17 protein-coding genes are annotated in these 19151 nt (G+C 60.5%); 15 read left to right on the forward strand and 2 right to left on the reverse strand.

What is annotated here, in order from left to right; all coding sequences use genetic code 11:
- Positions 1-184 precede the first annotated feature (184 nt).
- The 12 genes from tsf to lpxB all read left to right on the forward strand — a co-directional run bounded on the left by tsf (position 185) and on the right by lpxB (position 12401).
- The gene (gene tsf / locus AC13QO_RS13455; RefSeq protein WP_085778047.1) at positions 185-1111 is read left to right on the forward strand and encodes a translation elongation factor Ts; all 927 of its coding nucleotides are present in this window, start codon (positions 185-187) and stop codon (positions 1109-1111) included.
- 95 nt (positions 1112-1206) lie between these two features.
- On the forward strand, positions 1207-1929 hold the full coding sequence (pyrH, locus tag AC13QO_RS13460) for a UMP kinase (RefSeq protein WP_011425194.1): 723 nt from the start codon (positions 1207-1209) through the stop codon (positions 1927-1929).
- 162 nt (positions 1930-2091) lie between these two features.
- The gene (gene frr / locus AC13QO_RS13465; RefSeq protein WP_004678618.1) at positions 2092-2652 is read left to right on the forward strand and encodes a ribosome recycling factor; all 561 of its coding nucleotides are present in this window, start codon (positions 2092-2094) and stop codon (positions 2650-2652) included.
- A gap of 37 nt (positions 2653-2689) precedes the next feature.
- Positions 2690-3433, forward strand: coding sequence for an isoprenyl transferase (locus tag AC13QO_RS13470; RefSeq protein WP_488540853.1), 744 nt, complete (start codon positions 2690-2692; stop codon positions 3431-3433).
- Positions 3433-4263, forward strand: a complete 831-nt coding sequence (locus AC13QO_RS13475) for a phosphatidate cytidylyltransferase (RefSeq protein WP_488540854.1) — start codon at positions 3433-3435, stop codon at positions 4261-4263. Before AC13QO_RS13470 ends, AC13QO_RS13475 begins: the two co-directional genes overlap by 1 nt.
- A 27-nt stretch (positions 4264-4290) precedes the next feature.
- Positions 4291-5418, forward strand: a complete 1128-nt coding sequence (gene rseP, locus AC13QO_RS13480; RefSeq protein ID WP_085778050.1) for an RIP metalloprotease RseP — start codon at positions 4291-4293, stop codon at positions 5416-5418.
- 202 nt (positions 5419-5620) lie between these two features.
- Positions 5621-7960 (forward strand): outer membrane protein assembly factor BamA, encoded by a 2340-nt coding sequence (gene bamA / locus AC13QO_RS13485; protein ID WP_488540855.1) that lies wholly within the window; start codon positions 5621-5623, stop codon positions 7958-7960.
- Between the two features lie 50 nt (positions 7961-8010).
- On the forward strand, positions 8011-9075 hold the full coding sequence (lpxD, locus tag AC13QO_RS13490) for a UDP-3-O-(3-hydroxymyristoyl)glucosamine N-acyltransferase (RefSeq protein WP_488540856.1): 1065 nt from the start codon (positions 8011-8013) through the stop codon (positions 9073-9075).
- A complete protein-coding gene (gene fabZ, locus AC13QO_RS13495) occupies positions 9068-9535 on the forward strand; it encodes a 3-hydroxyacyl-ACP dehydratase FabZ (RefSeq protein ID WP_011425200.1) in 468 nt (155 codons plus the stop codon). The genes lpxD and fabZ overlap by 8 nt, the downstream gene beginning before the upstream one ends.
- Entirely contained in the window at positions 9532-10350 is an 819-nt protein-coding gene (lpxA, locus tag AC13QO_RS13500; RefSeq protein ID WP_085778053.1) for an acyl-ACP--UDP-N-acetylglucosamine O-acyltransferase, read from the forward strand. Before fabZ ends, lpxA begins: the two co-directional genes overlap by 4 nt.
- A gap of 3 nt (positions 10351-10353) precedes the next feature.
- On the forward strand, positions 10354-11235 hold the full coding sequence (locus tag AC13QO_RS13505) for a UDP-2,3-diacylglucosamine diphosphatase LpxI domain-containing protein (protein ID WP_183701035.1): 882 nt from the start codon (positions 10354-10356) through the stop codon (positions 11233-11235).
- Positions 11232-12401 (forward strand): lipid-A-disaccharide synthase, encoded by a 1170-nt coding sequence (lpxB, locus tag AC13QO_RS13510; protein WP_488540857.1) that lies wholly within the window; start codon positions 11232-11234, stop codon positions 12399-12401. The genes AC13QO_RS13505 and lpxB overlap by 4 nt, the downstream gene beginning before the upstream one ends.
- Positions 12402-12429: 28 nt before the next feature.
- Here the strand turns inward: lpxB and gltA are convergent, their stop codons facing one another.
- The gene (gene gltA, locus AC13QO_RS13515; RefSeq protein WP_004678636.1) at positions 12430-13719 is read right to left on the reverse strand and encodes a citrate synthase; all 1290 of its coding nucleotides are present in this window, start codon (positions 13717-13719) and stop codon (positions 12430-12432) included.
- Positions 13720-14008: 289 nt separating this feature from the next.
- On the opposite strand from gltA, the gene AC13QO_RS13520 reads away from it, so the two are divergent.
- Positions 14009-16441: a ComEC/Rec2 family competence protein gene (locus AC13QO_RS13520; protein ID WP_488540858.1), complete on the forward strand. Its 2433-nt coding sequence runs from the start codon at positions 14009-14011 to the stop codon at positions 16439-16441.
- On the opposite strand, the gene lexA is transcribed toward AC13QO_RS13520, so the two are convergent.
- Complete coding sequence (lexA, locus tag AC13QO_RS13525) at positions 16422-17138, reverse strand: transcriptional repressor LexA (RefSeq protein WP_488540859.1); 717 nt, start codon at positions 17136-17138, stop codon at positions 16422-16424. The genes AC13QO_RS13520 and lexA overlap by 20 nt on opposite strands.
- Positions 17139-17336: 198 nt before the next feature.
- Here lexA and AC13QO_RS13530 point away from each other — a divergent pair, with 198 nt between their 5' ends.
- Positions 17337-18233 (forward strand): VOC family protein, encoded by an 897-nt coding sequence (locus tag AC13QO_RS13530; protein ID WP_488540860.1) that lies wholly within the window; start codon positions 17337-17339, stop codon positions 18231-18233.
- The gene (kdsA, locus tag AC13QO_RS13535) at positions 18230-19075 is read left to right on the forward strand and encodes a 3-deoxy-8-phosphooctulonate synthase (RefSeq protein WP_488540861.1); all 846 of its coding nucleotides are present in this window, start codon (positions 18230-18232) and stop codon (positions 19073-19075) included. The genes AC13QO_RS13530 and kdsA overlap by 4 nt, the downstream gene beginning before the upstream one ends.
- Positions 19076-19151 lie beyond the last annotated feature (76 nt).

A 19151-nucleotide genomic window follows, 5' to 3' on the forward strand; every position in this document is an offset into this window, starting at 1 on the left:
GCTCGCGACTCATCGAAGTTCGGCGGCCTTACCTGTTTCAAGGCGGAGGCGTCAGGCGTTCCGCCAATACAGTTTCGTTATGGCGCGTCTTCATCACGCTGTCATACATACAGGTACATTTCGTGCCTCAATCCGGTGCCGCGCCGCTTTGCGGTCCACCCTTTGAACCGACAAGAGGAAGATAATGAGCGAGATTACGGCTGCAATGGTGAAGGAACTGCGCGAAAAGACCGGCGCAGGCATGATGGATTGCAAGAAGGCTCTTGCAGAAACCAATGGCGACATGGAAGCGGCGATCGACTGGCTGCGCGCCAAGGGCATTGCCAAGGCCGACAAAAAGTCCGGCCGCACCGCCGCCGAAGGCCTCGTTGGCGTTTCGAGCCAAGGCACGAAGGCCGTCGTCGTCGAAGTCAACTCCGAAACCGACTTCGTCGCGCGTAACGATGCCTTCCAGGATCTCGTCCGCGGCATCGCCAAGGTCGCCGTTTCGACGGATGGCACTGTCGACGCGGTGGCTGCCGCAACCTATCCGGCATCCGGCAAGTCCGTTTCCGACACGATCAAGGATGCGATCGCAACGATCGGCGAGAACATGAACCTGCGGCGTTCGATCGCTCTGTCCGTCGAGGACGGCATAGTCGCCACCTATATTCACAACGCGGTTTCCGACGGCCTCGGCAAGCTCGGCGTTCTCGTCGCGCTGAAGTCGACCGGTGACAAGGAAGCCCTGAACGCAATCGGCCGCCAGGTCGCCATGCACATTGCCGCGACCGCGCCGCTGGCGATCCGCCCGGAAGAAGTCGATGCCGCCGTCGCCGAGCGCGAGCGCAACGTTTTCATCGAGCAGTCGCGCGCGTCGGGCAAGCCCGACAACATCATCGAAAAGATGGTCGAAGGCCGCATGCGCAAGTTCTTCGAAGAAGTTGCTCTTCTCTCGCAGTCTTTCGTCATCAATCCGGATCTCACCGTCGCAGCCGCCATCAAGGAAGCTGAAAAGGCCGTCGGCGCGCCGATCGAAGTTGCCGGCATGGCCCGTCTTCTGCTCGGCGAAGGCGTCGAGAAGGAAGAGACCGATTTCGCAGCCGAAGTTGCGGCTGCCGTCAAGGGTTGATCTTTCAGCCATAATTGGGAAAACGCCAGGGCATCGCGTGACAACGCGGTGCCCTTCGTGTATCGGGCATTCACGGCAATTTACGAGGAGCCAAGATGTCTTTAGAGCCTGTCTATAAACGCGTTCTACTCAAGGCTTCCGGCGAAGCGCTCATGGGTGCCCAGGGTTTCGGGATCGATGTCACGGTGGCGGACCGGATTGCATCCGATATTGCCGAGGCAAGGCACATGGGCGTGGAAGTCGGCGTCGTCGTCGGTGGCGGCAATATCTTCCGGGGTGTCGCAGTCGCATCCAAAGGCGGCGACCGGGTGACCGGCGACCATATGGGCATGCTCGGCACCATCATCAACGCGCTGGCGCTGGCAACCTCGCTGCGCAAGCTGAACATCGATACGGTGGTGCTTTCGGCCATCTCCATGCCGGAGATCTGCGAGAGCTTCTCGCAACGAGCGACCCTTTATCATCTGTCGATGGGACGCGTGGTGATCTTTGCCGGCGGCACCGGCAATCCCTTCTTCACCACCGATTCCGCCGCCGCACTGCGTGCTGCCGAAATGGGCGCTCAAGCGATCTTCAAGGGCACGCAGGTGGACGGCATCTACACCGCCGACCCAAAAAAATACCCCGATGCGACCCGCTTCGATCGCCTGACGCACCAGGAAGTGCTGGACAGGGGGCTTGCGGTGATGGACGTTGCTGCGGTGGCGCTCGCCAGGGAAAATTCCATTCCGATTATCGTCTTCTCGATCCACGAGAAGGGTGGTTTTGCTGAAATCTTGACGGGCGGTGGCCTCAAGACCATCGTCTCCGACAACTGATACAAGCCGCGCCGCGGTTTCGGCGCAGCCCTCGCTAGAACATGATCGAGCTTTAGGTCCGGTTGGCCTGAAATCTGAAACATGTTCTACATTAAAGAATTAGAGCATCAGATGTCCGAAAGCCGCTGACTTTTCGGCATCGCTCTAAACGGGAGCATCGACATGAGTGAAGGTATAGATATCAAGGAACTGAAGCGCCGGATGGATGGCGCGGTCTCCGCATTCAAGAGCGATATTGCATCGCTGCGCACCGGCCGTGCTTCGGCCAACATCCTCGATCCGGTAACGATCGAGGCCTATGGTTCGCGCGTGCCCTTGAACCAGGTGGCCAACATCACCGTGCCCGAGCCGCGCATGCTGACGGTTTCCGTCTGGGACAAGTCGATGGTCAGTGCCGTCGAACGCGGCATCCGCGAATCCAATCTCGGCCTTAACCCGATCGTCGACGGTCAGAGCCTGCGTATTCCGCTGCCGGAATTGAACGAGGAGCGCCGCAAGTCGCTCGTCAAGGTGGCGCACGACTATGCCGAAAAGAGCAAGGTCGCGATTCGCCATGTCCGCCGTGACGGCATGGACGGCCTCAAGAAAGCCGAAAAGGACGGTGTAATCGGCCAGGACGAGAGCCGTGCGCAATCCGAACGGGTACAGAAGATGACGGACGAGACGATTTCCGAAATCGACCGCTTGCTTGGCGAGAAGGAAAAGGAAATCATGCAGGTCTAGTGGACCTGTGCCTTTGCCTGGAAAGACCGGACGGGAAATGTCGGAATCTGTATTTGTGACTGTGCCAGAGCATGTTGCCATCATCATGGACGGCAATGGCCGTTGGGCCAAGCAGCGCGGCTTGCCGCGCACGATGGGCCATCGCAAGGGCGTAGAGGCAGTACGCGAGACAGTCCGCGCCGCCGGCGCGGCCGGCATAAAATATCTCACCCTCTTCGCCTTCTCCTCGGAGAACTGGCGCCGGCCCGAAGCCGAGGTTTCCGATCTGCTCGGTCTGCTCAAGGCTTTCATTCGTCGCGACCTGGCCGAGCTTCATCGCCAGAATGTGCGCATCAAGGTTATCGGCGACCGCCACAGCCTGCGCAGCGACATTCTCAGCCTGCTGCTTGAGGCGGAGGAGACCACCAGGGACAACACGGCGCTGACGCTGGTCATCGCCTTCAATTACGGCTCGCGCGATGAAATTTCTCGCGCCGTCGTGAGTCTGGCGAGGGACGTCGAGTCCGGCCGCCTGCGGGCACAGGACATCACTCCCGCACTGATCAACGGACGCCTCGACACGGCCGGCATCCCGGATCCGGATCTCATCATCCGCACCAGCGGCGAGGAACGGCTTTCCAACTTTCTGCTTTGGCAGGCCGCCTATTCCGAATTCATCTTCATCCCGGAATATTGGCCCGATTTCAGCCCGGAGATTTTCCGCTCGGCGCTGGAAAAATTCGCCTCCCGTGACCGGCGCTTCGGCGGCCTGTCATCGCAGGCAGCCGCGGTCGGCACCTGATGCAGAGAGAATTGAAGCTCCGCATCGTTTCAGGATTGATTCTGGCGGTCATCGTTCTTGTCGCCACCTGGTATGGCGGCTTTGCATTTCGTGCCTTGGCCGTGGTGATCGGCCTGCTGATCTACTATGAATGGTCTAAGATAACCGGCATTGCGCGTGATTGGGTCGCCAATGTGGTCGGCTGGGTCGGCGAAGCGGCAGTCGCCTTCCTCGTGCTTGTCGGAAATTTCGAATTCGCCGCCGGCATGCTGGCCGGCGTCACGGCCGTCGGCATTGCCCTGATCATCCTGCACGGCACGAGCCGGTGGTTGCCGGTCGGCCTCTTCTATGCCGGCGCCACCGGCCTGGCGCTCGCCGCAATCAGAAGCAACGACCAACCCGGTCTTTACGCCATGCTTTTCGTCTTTGCCGTCGTCTGGGCGACCGATATCCTCGCCTATTTCGTCGGCAGGGCGCTCCGCGGACCGAAGCTCGCCCCGTCGATCTCGCCGGGAAAGACATGGTCTGGTGCAATCGGCGGCGCCGTTTCTGCGGTCGCAGCCGGCGTTCTTCTCTCCCATTTCCTCGTTCCGGGCGCCGAAGTCGCCGCCGCCGGCGTGGCGCTCGTCGTGTCGATCTGCAGCCAGTCGGGCGATCTTTTCGAATCCTTCATTAAGCGCAAATTCGGCGTCAAGGATTCGAGCCGTCTCATCCCGGGCCATGGCGGCGTCATGGACCGCGTCGACGGACTGATTTTCGCCTGTTTTGCGGCGTTCTTGCTTGCTGTATCATTTTCACAGATAAAGGGAGCTGGCATGACGTCGCTCGGAGCGGCATTGTTCGGCCTCTGATGACGCGGCACCCCGACGGAAGGAACCATGGACGTGATGACCGGCATATACGCATTTGTGATGGGGAACATCGTCACCTTCATCCTGGTGCTCTCGCTGCTCGTCTTCGTGCATGAGATGGGCCATTACCTTGTCGGGCGCTGGAGCGGCATTCGTATTCTTGCCTTTTCGGTCGGCTTTGGTCCCGAACTATTCGGCTTCACCGACCGCCATGGAACACGCTGGAAGATCTCCGTAATCCCGCTTGGCGGTTACGTCCGCTTCTTTGGCGATGAGGATGCGTCGAGCAAACCGGACAGCGACAAGCTTGCCGCCATGTCCGAAGAGGAGAGGGCGCGCTCCTTCGCCGGAGCCAAGCTGTGGAAACGTGCCGCGACCGTCGCAGCCGGTCCGATCGCCAATTTTCTGCTGGCTATCGCCATCTTTACTGTTCTCTTCACCGTCTATGGCCGCATGATCGCCGACCCGGTCGTTGCCGAGGTCAAGCCGGAGAGCTCGGCGGCCGCCGCCGGTATCCTTCCCGGCGACCTCCTGGTTGCCATCGATGGCGGCAAGGTCGAGACTTTTGAAGATGTGCGCCGTTATGTCGGCATGCGCCCCGGCCAAAGGATTGTCGTCACAGTCGAGCGCGGCGGCCAGAAGCTCGATGTGCCGATGGTGCCGCAGCGCGTCGACCAGACCGATCAGTTCGGCAACAAGATGGAAGTCGGTCAGATCGGCATCGCCACCGACAAGAACTCCGGCAATTTCCGGCTGCAGACCTACACGCCGCTCCAGGCGCTGCGTGAGGGCGTGATCGCCAGCGGGCAAATTGTCACGGACACCTTCAAATATATCGGCAACATCTTCAGCGGATCGATGCGGGCCGATCAGCTGGGCGGGCCGATCCGTGTGGCGCAGGCTACCGGCCAGATGGCGAAGCTTGGCGTAGGGGCAGTGTTGCAGCTTGCTGCGGTGCTGTCGGTTTCGATAGGATTGCTTAACCTGATGCCGGTTCCGGTACTTGATGGGGGCCACCTGATGTTCTATGCGGTGGAGGCGGTCAGAGGAAAACCGCTGGGTGCCAAGGCCCAGGAAATTGCATTTCGTATAGGCCTGGCAATGATATTGACATTGATGGTTTTCACGACCTGGAACGACATCACCCTGAGCTGAGGGTAAACGCGTAAGGCAAGGGAATTACTATTTATTTACGATGTTTCAAGGCTGTAGTGGCGAATGGGTCACGCTTGGAAATGAAGTAAACAGAAATTAACGCCCTCCCTTGCTTGTATGTCAAAAGCGGGTAAAACGACACACGTGACCGGAATCGGGTTCTCCCGGGGACGGGGACGAGGGAAAAAAGGTAATAGGTGAAATGAAGGCTGGTTCAAAGTTTTTGAACGCAGTATCGGCGGTTGCGCTGTCTGCTAGTGTTGTTGCTTCGGGCGCAGGTGCTTTGACGTTCGTTTCCGCTACGGCCGCCGAGGCCGCGGTCATCCAGCGCATCGATGTGCGTGGCGCAAGCCGCGTCGGCGCGGAAGCCGTCCGGTCGAACCTCACCATCACGCCCGGCAAGAGTTTCTCGAACACTGATATCGATAACTCAGTCAAACAGCTTTACGGCACGGGCTACTTCTCCGATGTGAAGATTTCGGTTTCCGGCAGCACGCTCGTCGTCAACGTCCAGGAAGCTCAGCTCGTCAATCAGGTCGTCTTCAACGGCAACCGCAAGATCAAGGACGACAAGCTCGCGACGATCGTCCAGACGCATGCTGCCGGTCCTTACAGCGACACGCAGATTCAGTCCGACATCCAGGCGATCAAGGATGCCTATGCCGCCACCGGCCGCAGCGAAGTCGAGGTGACGACGCAGGTGGTGCCGCTGGGCGAAGGCCGCGTCAACCTTGCTTTCGTCATCAACGAAGGTGACCGCACCAAGATCGATGCGATCAATTTCGTCGGCAACAACGCCTATAGCGCCGGCCGCCTTGCTGCCGTCATCCAGACCAAGCGTTCGAACTTCCTTTCGTTCCTGACCCGCAAGGACGTCTACAACGAAGACAAGCTCCACGCCGACGAAGAAGCGCTGCGCCAGTTCTATTACAATCGCGGCTATGCCGACATGCGCATCGTCTCTTCCGATGCCAGCTTTGACGAGGCAACCAACAAATACACGCTCACCTTCAACATCGAAGAAGGCCAGCGCTACAATTTTGGTCCGGTGACCGTGCAGTCGACCGTTGAAGGCGTCGGCTCGGATCAGTTGCTGCCGTTGGTGCGCACGAAAGAGGGCCACCTCTACAGCGCCAAGGAAGTTCAGAAGTCGATCGAAGCGATTTCCGATCAGGTGGCCTCCGCCGGTTATCCCTTTGCGCGCGTCACGCCGCGCGGTAACCGCGACCTCAACAACAATACGATCGGCGTCGAGTATCTCGTCGACCAGGGCGAGCGCGCCTATGTCGAGCGCATCGAGATCCGCGGCAATAGCCGTACGCGCGACTATGTCATCCGCCGCGAATTCGACATGAGCGAAGGCGACGCCTTCAATCAACAGATGATCACCAAGGCCAAGCGTCGTCTGGAGGCGCTCGGTTACTTCTCTTCCGTCAATATCTCCACGCAGCCGGGCAGCTCCCCGGACCGTGTCGTGGTGGTGGTCGACGTGCAGGATCAGTCGACCGGTTCGTTCGGTGTCGGCGCTGGTTATGCCGCCGGCGGTGACGGTCTGCTGCTCGAAGCATCGATCGAAGAAAAGAACTTCCTTGGCCGCGGTCAGTACATCCGCATCTCGGCCGGCGGTGGTCAGGAAGGCTCGCGCGCCTACGGCGTCAGCTTCACCGAACCCTATTTCCTCGGCTACCGCCTGGCGGCCGGCTTCGACGTCAACCACAGCGAAACGTCAAGCAACGACAATTACGACTACGAGGAAACCAGCGTCGTTCTGCGCGTCACGGCGCCGATCACCGAAGATCTGGCGACGACCTTCCGCTATAACTACAAGCAGATGAAGTACGACGCTGACAACAGCGATCTTTCCGATCTGTCCGCTCCGTATCAGCATCTGGTTGAGGACAGCCCGTGGACACGTTCTTCAGTCTCGCAGACGCTGACCTACAACACGCTCGATGACACGGTTCTGCCGCGCGAAGGCATCTACGCTACGGCGACGCAGGAAATTGCCGGCCTCGGGGGCGACTCGCAGTTCTACAAGATCTACGGCAAGGCCCGTTACTACCACCTGCTCGCCGACGATGCCGATATCATCGGTTCGGTTTCGGCTTCGGCGGGTTATGTCGTCGGCTTCGGTGAGCACCTGAACGTCTTTGACCAGTTCACGCTGACAAATGGCGACATTCGCGGTTTCGAGAACAAGGGTATCGGCCCTCGCGTTGCCGGCAACAACGACGATCCGCTGGGCGGTACAACATACTTCACCGCATCGGCTGAAGCGACTTTCCCGATGCCGGGCTTCCCGCGGGACTTCAACCTGCGCGGCGCGCTCTTCGCCGACGCCGGAACCTTGTTTGGCAACGACGTCGACCTGAGGGGCGACGGCATTGAGGGCGAAGACGCCTCGCTGCGCGCTTCCGTCGGTGTCGGTGTCGTTTGGCAGTCTCCTTTCGGTGCATTGCGTCTGGATTACGCAATCCCGGTCCTCAAGGAAGACTTCGACAAGACGCAAAACTTCAAGTTTGGCATTAACAACCAATTCTGATATCGGCAGTCCGGAACTGTAACACTCAATTCCGTTCTGGAGCATTGCCGATGGAGCAAAACGTTTTTTTTCTGCCCCATGAAGGTCTGAGGCTCGCTGAGCTGGCAGAGTTTCTTGGGGCGGAACTTGCCAATTCCGATCATGCCAATGTTATCGTCAAGTCCGTCGCCCCCATCAGCCGGGCGGGGGCGGGCGATGTCTGCTATATCCTGTCGCGCCGCAACCGCGAGGAATTTGCGACATGCGAGGCCTCGGCGGTAATCTGCGACAAGGCGCTTGCCGATCTCGTTCCTCCGCATCTCCCGGTTATCTTCTCGTCCAATCCGCATGCTGCCTTCGCAATGGCGGGAGGCTTGTTCTATCCCGCAGCATTGCGTCCTGTCGCTCTTTCGGGTGAAAGCGAGATTGCGCCGAGCGCGGTGATCCATCGGAGCGCCAAACTTGAAAAGGGCGTGATCGTCGAACCGCTGGCCGTTATCGGTGCGCATGCCGAGATCGGGGCGGGAACGCGCATCGGCGCGAACAGCGTCATCGGTCCGAATGTCAAGATCGGGCGGGATTGTTCGATTGCGGCTGGAGCGAGCATTCTCTGTGCGCTGATCGGCAATGGCGTCATCATCCACAACGGTGTTCGGATCGGCCAGGACGGTTTTGGTTATGCACCGGGTCCGCGCGGCATGATCAAGATCGTTCAGATCGGCCGCGTGATCATCCAGGACAATGTCGAGATCGGCGCCAACACGACCATCGACCGCGGCGCCATGGACGACACGGTGATCGGCGAGGGAACCAAGATCGACAATCAGGTCCAGATCGGCCACAACGTCCAGATCGGCCGCCATTGCGCCATCGTTTCGCAGGTCGGCATCGCCGGCAGCACGAAAATCGGCAATGGCGTGCAGATCGGCGGCCAAGCGGGAATCAAAGGACATGTGACGATCGGCGATGGCGTGCAGATCGCTGCCAAAAGCGGTATCATGACCGACCTTGCCGCGGGCGGACAATATGGCGGTGTACCTGCACGTCCGCTAAAAGACTATCTGAGAGAGGCAGCGCAACAGGTATCGAAATCCAAGTTGCGCGGGAGGAACCCTGGAGGCAAGCAAAATGACTGAGGAAGCCACGACGACGCTTTCTTCGGCTGATATTACCGAGATCATGAAGCTGCTGCCGCATCGCTATCCGTTTCTGATGGTCGACAAGATCATCGAGATCGACGGCGACAACACGGCGATCGGTATCAAGAACGTCACGGTGAACGAACCACATTTCACCGGCCACTTTCCGGAAGCGCCGATTATGCCCGGGGTTTTGCTGATCGAGGGCATGGCTCAGACGGCGGGCGCCATCTGCGCCAAGAAAGAAGGTCAGACCGGCAACCTCGTCTACTTCATGACCATCGAGAATGCGCGCTTCCGCAAGCCGGTCGTGCCCGGCGACCGCGTCGAATTCCACGTCAAGAAGAACAAGCAACGCGGCAATATCTGGAAATTCCATTGCGACGCCAAGGTTGACGGCGCACTTGTCGCCGAAGCTGACATCGGCGCGATGATCGTTCGTAAGGATCAGGCATGAGCAATATCGCCGAAAGCGCCCGTATTCATCCGATGGCCGTCGTCGAAGACGGGGCTACGATCGGTGAGGGCGTCAAAATCGGTCCTTTCTGCCATGTCGGGCCGCATGTCGTCCTGCATGCGAATGTCGAGCTCTTGGCGCATGCAATCGTCACCGGCCGCACCGTTATCGGCAAGGGCACACGCATCTTCCCAATGGCCGTCGTCGGCGGTGATCCGCAGAGCGTGCACCACGGCGGCGAGGAAACGACGCTGACGGTCGGTGCAAATTGCACAATCCGCGAAGGTGTCACGATGAACACCGGCACGGCCGATTTCGGCGGTGAGACGATCGTTGGTGACAACAACCTTTTCCTTGCCAACTCCCACGTCGCGCATGACTGCCGGGTCGGCAACCATGTGATCATGTCGAACAACGTCATGCTCGCCGGCCATGTCGTTATCGAGGATCGCGTTATCCTGGGCGGCGGCTCGGCGGTTCACCAGTTCACCCGCGTCGGCCGCCACGCCTTCGTCGGCGGCCTGTCGGCGGTGAGTTACGATGTCATTCCCTATGGCATGCTGAACGGTAATCCCGGTCTGCTGGGCGGCCTCAACGTCGTCGGCATGACACGGGCCGGCATCGACCGCGCCGTCATCCACCGGGTGCGCCGGGCCTACAAGGCGATTTTCGAAGGAACGGGCTCCGTGCGCGAAAACGCCGCCGCGATCCGCGAGGAATATGCCGATTGCGAGCAGGTTGTGCAGATCCTCGACTTCATTGCAGCCGAGAGCGACCGCGCCCTGTCCTCCCCGACGCGGGGGCAGAAGGGCTAGTCCGTGGCTTTAACAGGCGACACCGCTGCGGGCCGGCTGGCGATCATTGCCGGCGGCGGCCTTCTGCCTTCCTATGTCGCCGAAGCCGCGCGCGCGGCAGGCGAAGATCCTGTAATCATCGCGCTGAAGGACGAGAGCGAGCCACGCTGGGAAGGCTATGATCACGCCGTTGTCGGCATCGGCGATTTCGCCGCCCTTGAGGGTCTCTTCATCCGCTATGGCATCGGACGTGTTGTGATGTCGGGGAGCGTGCGCCGCCGGCCGGAATGGCGCGAGGTCCGTCCGACGTTGCGCATTCTGATGAAGGTCCCGGCCGCCATTCGCACACTGCTCTCCGGCGGCGACGATACGGTTCTGCAGATGGTGATCCGGTTGATCGAGGGGAACGGCCGGCGCGTCGTCGGCGCCCACGAGATCGCCCCCGACCTGCTCGTTTCCGTTGGCCCGCTTGGCGCCGCCGCGCCCAGCAAGGAAGACCGGCACGATATCAGCCAGGCCGCTGATGCCGCCGAGACGCTTGGCCGGCTGGATGTCGGGCAGGGTGCAGTCAGCATCGGCGGGCGCGTCGTCGCGCTGGAAGGACTTGAGGGCACAGATGAGATGCTGGACCGTGTCGCCGGCCTCAGGGCCGCCGGACGGATCTCGCCGCGCCGCCGCGGCGTGCTTGTCAAGCTCTGCAAGCCGCAACAGGATATTCGCGCCGACCTGCCGGCGATCGGCGTTGCGACGATCCTGAACGCTGCGAAAGCCGGCCTTGCCGGCATCGCAATCGAAGCCGGTCGCTCACTGGTGCTTGATCGGGCCGCGGTCATCAGCGCCGCCGACGAGGCTGGGTTGTTCGTCTGCGGCATCGACCGCGGTCTGCCGGCATGGGGAGTCGAATGAACGGGGCGCCGCTGAAGATCGCCGTCATTGCCGGTGAAGTGTCGGGCGATCTGCTCGGGGCCGATCTCATCGCGGCGCTCAAGCGGATTTACAGCCGACCGGTGGAGCTTGTCGGCGTTGGCGGCGAGGGACTGCAGGCGGAAGGTTTGAAATCCCTGTTCGATTTTTCCGAGCTGTCGATCATGGGCATCACCCAGGTGCTGAGCCGGCTGCCAAGGCTGTTTGCCCTGATCCGTCGCACCACGGCTGAGATCGTCGCTGCAAAGCCGGATATCCTTCTCATTATCGACAGTCCCGATTTCACCCATCGCGTCGCCAAGCGCGTGCGCACCGCGTTACCCGATCTGCCTGTTGTCAATTATGTCTGTCCGAGCGTCTGGGCCTGGAAGGAATATCGCGCCACGCGCATGCTCGGCTATGTCGATCACGTGCTTGCCGTCCTGCCCTTTGAACCGGCAGCCATGCAGCGCCTCAATGGGCCGGCGACGACATATGTCGGGCATCGTCTGGTCGCCGACCCAGCGCTGCTGGAGACACGTCGCCTGCGCGTGGGAAGGAAGCCAGGCAACGGCCCGATCCTGCTTCTTCCCGGCTCGCGCTCCTCCGAGATCCAGAAGCTTCTGCCTTATTTCGAGGTTGCCACGAATGAAATCGTCGCCCGTAATGGGCAGACACGCTTCATTCTGCCGACCGTAATGCACAGGCAAGCGCTCGTCCGCGAAATGACGGCGGGATGGGCGGTAAAGCCGGAGATCGTCGTCGGCGCGCAAGCAAAATGGAAAGCCTTTGCCGAGGCCGATGCAGCCATGGCGGCGTCTGGAACCGTCATACTCGAACTCGCACTTGCCGACGTTCCCGTCGTCTCCGCCTATAAGGTCGACTGGATCATGCGCATGCTGACATCGGGCATCAAGACCTGGACCGGCGCGCTGCCGAATCTGATCGCCGATTACCCGGTCGTGCCGGAATATCTGAACGATGTCGTCCGCGGCGCAAGCCTTGCACGCTGGATGGAAAGGCTGTCGGCCGATACCTATCAGCTGAAGGCCATGAAGGAAGGCTACGAGCTCATCTGGCAGCGCATGCAGACGGAAAAGCCGCCCGGTGAACAGGCCGCCGAAATCCTTCTCGACGTTTTGGAAAAGAAAAAACCCGGCCATTCCTGACCGGGTTTCTTTTTGAGCTTTGAAGCGATCAGCGCTTCGAAACCGGGATGTAGTCGCGCTTGGGTTCGCCGACATAGAGCTGGCGCGGACGGCCGATGCGCTGTTCTGGATCCTCGATCATCTCGTTCCACTGCGCGATCCAACCGACGGTGCGGGCAAGGGCGAAGAGCACTGTGAACATGGTGGTGGGGAAGCCCAGCGCCTTCAGCGTGATGCCGGAGTAGAAGTCGATGTTTGGATAGAGCTTCTTCTCGATGAAATATTCGTCGGTGAGCGCGATGCGCTCCAGCTCCATCGCCACTTCCAGCAACGGATCGTCCTTGATACCGAGTTCGCCGAGCACTTCATGCGTCGTCTTCTGCATGATCTTGGCACGCGGATCGTAGTTCTTGTAGACGCGGTGACCGAAGCCCATCAGGCGGAACGGATCGTTTTTGTCCTTGGCGCGGGCGATATATTCCGGAATGTGGTCGACCGTGCCGATTTCCGTCAGCATGTTGAGCGCTGCTTCGTTGGCGCCGCCGTGCGCGGGGCCCCATAGGCAGGCGATGCCGGCGGCGATGCAGGCGAACGGGTTGGCGCCCGATGAACCGGCGAGACGGACGGTCGAGGTCGAGGCGTTCTGTTCGTGATCGGCATGCAGGATGAAGATGCGGTCCATCGCGCGGGCAAGCACCGGATTAACCACATATTCCTCGCAGGGGACGGCAAAGCACATGCGCAGGAAGTTCGACGCATAGTCGAGGTCGTTCTTCGGGTAAACGAAGGGCTGACCGATATGGTATTTATATGCCATGGCGGCAAGCGTCGGCATCTTGGCGATCATGCGCAGGCTGGCGACCATGCGCTGGTGCGGATCGGTGATGTCTGTGGAGTCGTGATAGAAGGCCGACAGTGCGCCGACGCAGCCGCACATGACAGCCATCGGATGTGCATCGCGGCGGAAGCCGGTGAAGAAGCGGCTCATCTGCTCATGCACCATCGTGTGGTGCGTGACGCGATAGTCGAAGTCCTTCTTCTGCGCGGCCGTCGGCAGTTCGCCGTAGAGCAGGAGGTAGCAGACCTCGAGGAAGTCGCCGTGCTCGGCCAGCTGCTCGATCGGATAGCCGCGGTGCAGCAGCACACCTTCGTCACCGTCGATATAGGTGATTTTCGATTCACAGGATGCGGTCGAGGTGAAGCCCGGATCGTAAGTGAAGGAAGCGGTGTTCTTGTAGAGGGCACCGATGTCGATGACGCTCGGGCCGATCGTGCCGCTTTTAACGGCGAGGTCAACCGATTTGTCACCGATTTTTATTGTAGCGCTTTGATCCGTCATGCTGTCCTCCGAAATGTCGGTGGCGCCACAAAAGCGCCATAGGGGTTAAGCGTCCTTTCCGATAGCTATATGATCGTGACGCTAATGCCAAGTTACCGTGACGGCATTTTGTGCATTGCGGCATCACCTTTTAGGCACTGCAGCGATGAGCCGCACGCATAGCGGAAGCCGATGATTCAACTGGCCTTTTGCCGCTTACGATTTTCCCTCGTATTTCAATCGATTATCCTTGCCGGATTTGCTTGAAGGTTGCATTCTTAGGGCTTGGCGGGGTGATCTTGAGCGGGGCATGCAGGAAACGACGACAGCCGAATTGCGGCCGCAAGCGGGCGTGGGCCTTGCCGATCCGCCAGATTTTCCTGCGCCTGCGGTGGTGACTCAATCGGTAAGGACACAGTCGCAGACTCCATTGCATCGTCGGCTGCTCGCCACCGCCGGGCAATCGCTGCGTGCCGGGGCCTACATGCTGGGCGAAGAGGCCGATCATGGCCGCCTGCTGCTGTTCTCGCCGGTCTTCCTCGGAGCCGGCTCGGCATTCTGGTTTCTTGCGGCATCGGATGTTCCCCTCGTTGCATCGCTGCTCTGCCTGCTGGTGTCGGCGGCCGCGGTTTTCCTCACCGATCCCAGCCGACCGGCCTTGCGCGCAAGTTTCATGGCGCTGGCACTTTTCGCCGGCGGCATGCTCTCAGCTCAGTTCGAGAGCTGGCGGGCTTCGACGGTGATCCTCGATTCATCCGTGACGACGACGGTGACTGGCCGCGTCGAACGGCGGGAAGGCGACGGGCGCGGGCGCTGGCGCTACATTCTTGCCGTCGCCGGCACCGAGGCGCCGGAGCTGAAACGGCCGCCGAGACGCATCACCGCGATCGTCCGGGGCGCCGATGCGCCTTTCGAGATCGGCGACATCATCACCGGCAAGGCACGTCTGACGCCGCCGGCGGGCCCCGCACTTCCCGCGCTCAACGACTTCTCCTTCGGTGCCTATTTCGACGGCATCGGCGCCAACGGTTTCTTCTATGGTGCGCCGGAGAAACTCGACTTGGAGGCAGGCCCGCAGGCGGTCAGGTCGACGGCGGACGCCCTGCTCGAATGGCTCTACCAGCTGCGCAGCAGCATCGGCGACCGCATAAGATCGATCCTGCCCGGTGATACCGGCGCCTTTGCCGCTGCCCTGGTGACGGATGAACGGCGCGCCATATCGCACGCGACGACGGAGGCGCTGCGCCAGTCCGGCCTTGCCCATATCGTCGCGATCTCGGGCCTCAACATGGCGCTGTCGGCCGGCATCTTCTTCGTCGGCTTTCGGATGCTGCTCAGCCTCTTTCCCGGCGTCGCCCAAGCCTATCCGACAAAGAAGATCGCCGCTGCCGGCGCGCTCATCGCCGTCACCGCCTATTACCTGATCTCCGGTTTCGGGGTTTCGGCCGAGCGCGCCTTTATCATGATGGCCATCATGCTGATTGCCGTCTTCTTCGACAGGCCGTCGATCAGCCTGCGCAATGTCGTTCTCTCCGCGCTCATCATCATCGCCATTTCACCTTCGGAAGTATTGGGACCGAGCTTTCAGATGTCCTTTGCCGCCACATTGGCCTTGGTATCGGGCTATCAGTTGTGGAAGGACAGGCGTGTCCGCGAAAACGCTTTTCTGAAACTGCCGATCATGAGGCCGGTGGCTGCCGTCGCCGGTTTCTTCGGCGGCGTCTTCCTGACCTCGCTGATCGGCGGCTTTTCCACCGCATTGTTTTCGATCGAGCATTTTCATCGCCTGACGGCTTACGGCCTGCCGGCAAACCTTGCGACGATGCCGATTATCTCCTTCATCGTCATGCCGGCCGGATTGTTGGCGATGTTGCTCATGCCTTTCGGTCTGGACGCTCCGCTCTGGAAGGTCGTCGGATTCGGCCTCGATCTGGTGATTGCGGTTGCCAAGACGGTGTCCGGCTGGGGCGGTGATATCGGCATCGGCCGCTTGCCCGGCTGGTATTTCGCAGTGGCGGTGGCAGGCTTTCTGCTGCTGACGCTACTGCGAACTCGGCTGCGCCACGTCGGCACATCGATCATCGCCATCTCGACGCTCATCGTGCTGCTTCTGCCGGTCCCCCGGCCGCCGGATCTGGTGATTTCGGAGGATGGCAGTCTGGTTGCGGTCGTCGCGGCTGAGGCAATAGCTTCCAACCGTGAAAACCCGCCGGATTTCATATTCGACCAGTGGCAGAGAGCGCTGGTGCTGCCGACACATGATCCGCCGACGATGCTGGATGGTCCGGCCATCCCGCCGGAAGGAGAAGGCCGCCGTGTCGGGCTTTCCCGCGATCAGCAGAACGAAGCGAGTGCGGCGATGCGGGTAGCCGCAGCAGGCGGTGAAGCAAACCGTTTTTCCTGCGTCAAGAAGGCTTGGTGCACATCAAGACTTGGCAATGGCCATATCGTCACCGTTATCGACAATGCCGCCTATCTCGGCCCGGCCTGCGATACGGCCGATATCGTCGTGACGTCGGTCCGTCTGCGTTTCAACCGCTGCCGTTCAGGTGGCACGCTTTTCACCGGCGAGACGCTGCGTAGGACCGGCTCGCTCGAATTGCGTTTCGCCGATGCCGCCCTGGAGGTCACCACCGCCTTCGATGCTTTGTCGCGACCATGGATGCGCCATCGCGCCTATGATTGGCGCAATGATCGTTTTACCGATTCCAGCCCATCCGGCGTCAGTGATAGCGACGGATGAGGCCGACGAGCTTACCCTGCACCTTCACGCGGTCGGGCCCGAAGATGCGGGTCTCATAAGCCGGGTTGGCGGCCTCGAGCGCGATCGAGGCGCCCTTGCGGCGGAAACGCTTCAGCGTTGCTTCCTCGTCATCGACGAGGGCAACGACGATATCGCCGGGACTGGCGGTACTGCCGTTGCGAATGATCACGGTGTCGCCGTCGAAGATGCCGGCGTCGATCATCGAATCGCCTTTGACCTCCAGCGCATAGTGCTCACCGGAGCCGAGCATATCTGCGGGAACGACGATGTCGTGGGTGTTGTTCTGGATCGCCGAGATCGGAACGCCGGCGGCGATACGTCCCATGACCGGCACGGAGACGGAATTGCCATTGTCGGCGATCGGCTTTGGCGCAGCGGGGGCGGCGACCGGCTGGGGCTTGCCGAGGCTGCCCTCGATGACGCTCGGCGAAAAACCGCGACGCTGAAGACTGGGGTTATAGGCCTCCGGAAGCTTGATCACCTCGAGCGCCCGGGCGCGGTTCGGTAGGCGGCGAATGAAGCCGCGTTCCTCAAGCGCCGTGATCAGGCGGTGAATGCCGGATTTCGAGGCGAGATCCAGGGCATCCTTCATTTCGTCGAAAGAGGGAGGAACGCCGGATTCCTTCATGCGCTCATGGATGAAAAGGAGAAGCTCCTGTTGTTTGCGCGTGAGCATCGACGTCAGACCCCGTGATTGAAACAAATCCAGAACGGACACTATATGTTCCATATGTGTTCCGCAAGTAGCTAAATTTCCGTAAAAGTTCACGTCAACTCGCGGAGATTTTTATTTTCATTTGCTGGATTGGCGCACATGTCTTGCATTGAGGGAGATGCTGTCGCACATCTCTTGCCGGTTTCAGGAGGGATATTCATGAACGCGCGTTCCGCCAGGTCGCACCCGCTGGATCATGTCGTGCTGCCCGTGGTCAATATCGATCTGGCGCGTGAAAGGCTCGGCAAGCTCGGTTTCACCGTCGCCGCCGATGGGGGCCATCCCTTCGGAACGGAGAATGCCTGCGTCTTTTTCGCCGACAAGACCTATCTGGAGCCGCTTGGCGTGGCGAGTGTCGACGAGAGCGAGGCAGCAGCCCGCCAGGGCAACGTCTTCATCGCCCGCAATCGCGCCTTCCGTTTCCGCTGCGGCGAGGAGGGACTTTCTGCGCTGGCCTTCCTCAGCGAGGATGCCGACCTCGATCATAAGCGCTTCGTCAGCAACGGCGCGAGCGCCGGTGAGATGTTGCAGTTCAGCCGGCCGATGCGGATGCCGGACGGTTCGGAGAGCGTCGGCAGCTTTAAGCTGGCCTTTGCAGCTGATTTGCGCGCCCCCGATTTCTTTCTCTTTACTTGCCAGCGCATCAATTCGTTCCCTACAGATCGCGCCGCGCTGGAGACGCACGCCAATGGCGTGATCGGCATTGCCGAGATCGCACTTTGTGCACCGGACCCGGCGGCATTCGCCGCCTTCGTCGGGCTCGCGATTGGGCAGGCGGCGGTGGAGAAAACCGGTTTCGGCATGAATATCGCGGCATCGAATGCAAAGATCAGCTTGATGACGCCGGAAGGGCTGGAGGCCTATTTCGAAACCGCTGTCTCATCAGCCGATCGCGGCCTGCGGGGGCGGGCAATCCTCTTCACCGTCATCGATCTTGCCGTGACAGAAGCGCATTTGGGTGCTAACGGGATCACATTCACACGCAAGAACAATCGCATTCTGGTGAAGCCCACGCCCGGGCAGGGTGCGCTCTTCGCCTTCGAGGAAACACGATGAGCACCGACACGAATTCCGAAGTCAGGATCGGCGAAGGCGAAGGCCAGGTCACTTTTTCCAATACTGGCCGCTTGTCGCTGATCGCCGGTCCATGCCAAATGGAGAGCCGGGATCACGCCTTCATGGTCGCCGGCACGCTGAAGGAGCTTTGCGGCAAGCTCGGCATTGGCCTCGTCTACAAGAGCTCCTTCGACAAGGCGAACCGTACCTCGCTCTCGGCTGAACGCGGCATCGGCCTGGAAAAGGGCATGGAGGTCTTTGCCGACCTCAAGAAGGAATTCGGCTTTCCCGTCGTAACCGACGTCCATACGGCCGAGCAATGCGCCGAGGTGGCCAAGGTGGTTGATGTCCTGCAGATCCCGGCCTTCCTCTGCCGTCAGACCGACCTTCTGATCGCCGCCGCTAGGACCGGCCGCGCCGTCAATGTCAAGAAGGGCCAGTTCCTCGCCCCTTGGGATATGAAGAACGTTCTGAAGAAGCTCAACGCCAGCGGCAATCCGAATGTGCTCTTGTGCGAGCGCGGTGCCTCCTTCGGTTACAATACGCTGGTTTCCGACATGCGTTCGCTGCCGATCATGGCGGCGATGGGGGCTCCCGTCATTTTTGACGCCACCCATTCCGTGGCGCAGCCGGGCGGGCAGGGCGATTCCTCCGGCGGCCAGCGCGAGTTCGTGGAAACGCTGGCGCGCGCGGCAGTGGCGACGGGAATTGCCGGCGTCTTCGTCGAAACCCATCAGGATCCCGACAATGCACCGTCCGACGGGCCGAACATGGTCTATCTCAAGGACATGCCGCGACTGCTCGAGAAGTTGCTTGCCTTCGATGCGATCGCCAAGGCCTAACGTTCAACAGGCTGACATGATCGTGGTCTAGGCCACGATGCCATACACCTTCGAAGGCGGAAAATTGCGCCATTGT

Source organism: Rhizobium sp. CNPSo 3670, assembly GCF_057784555.1.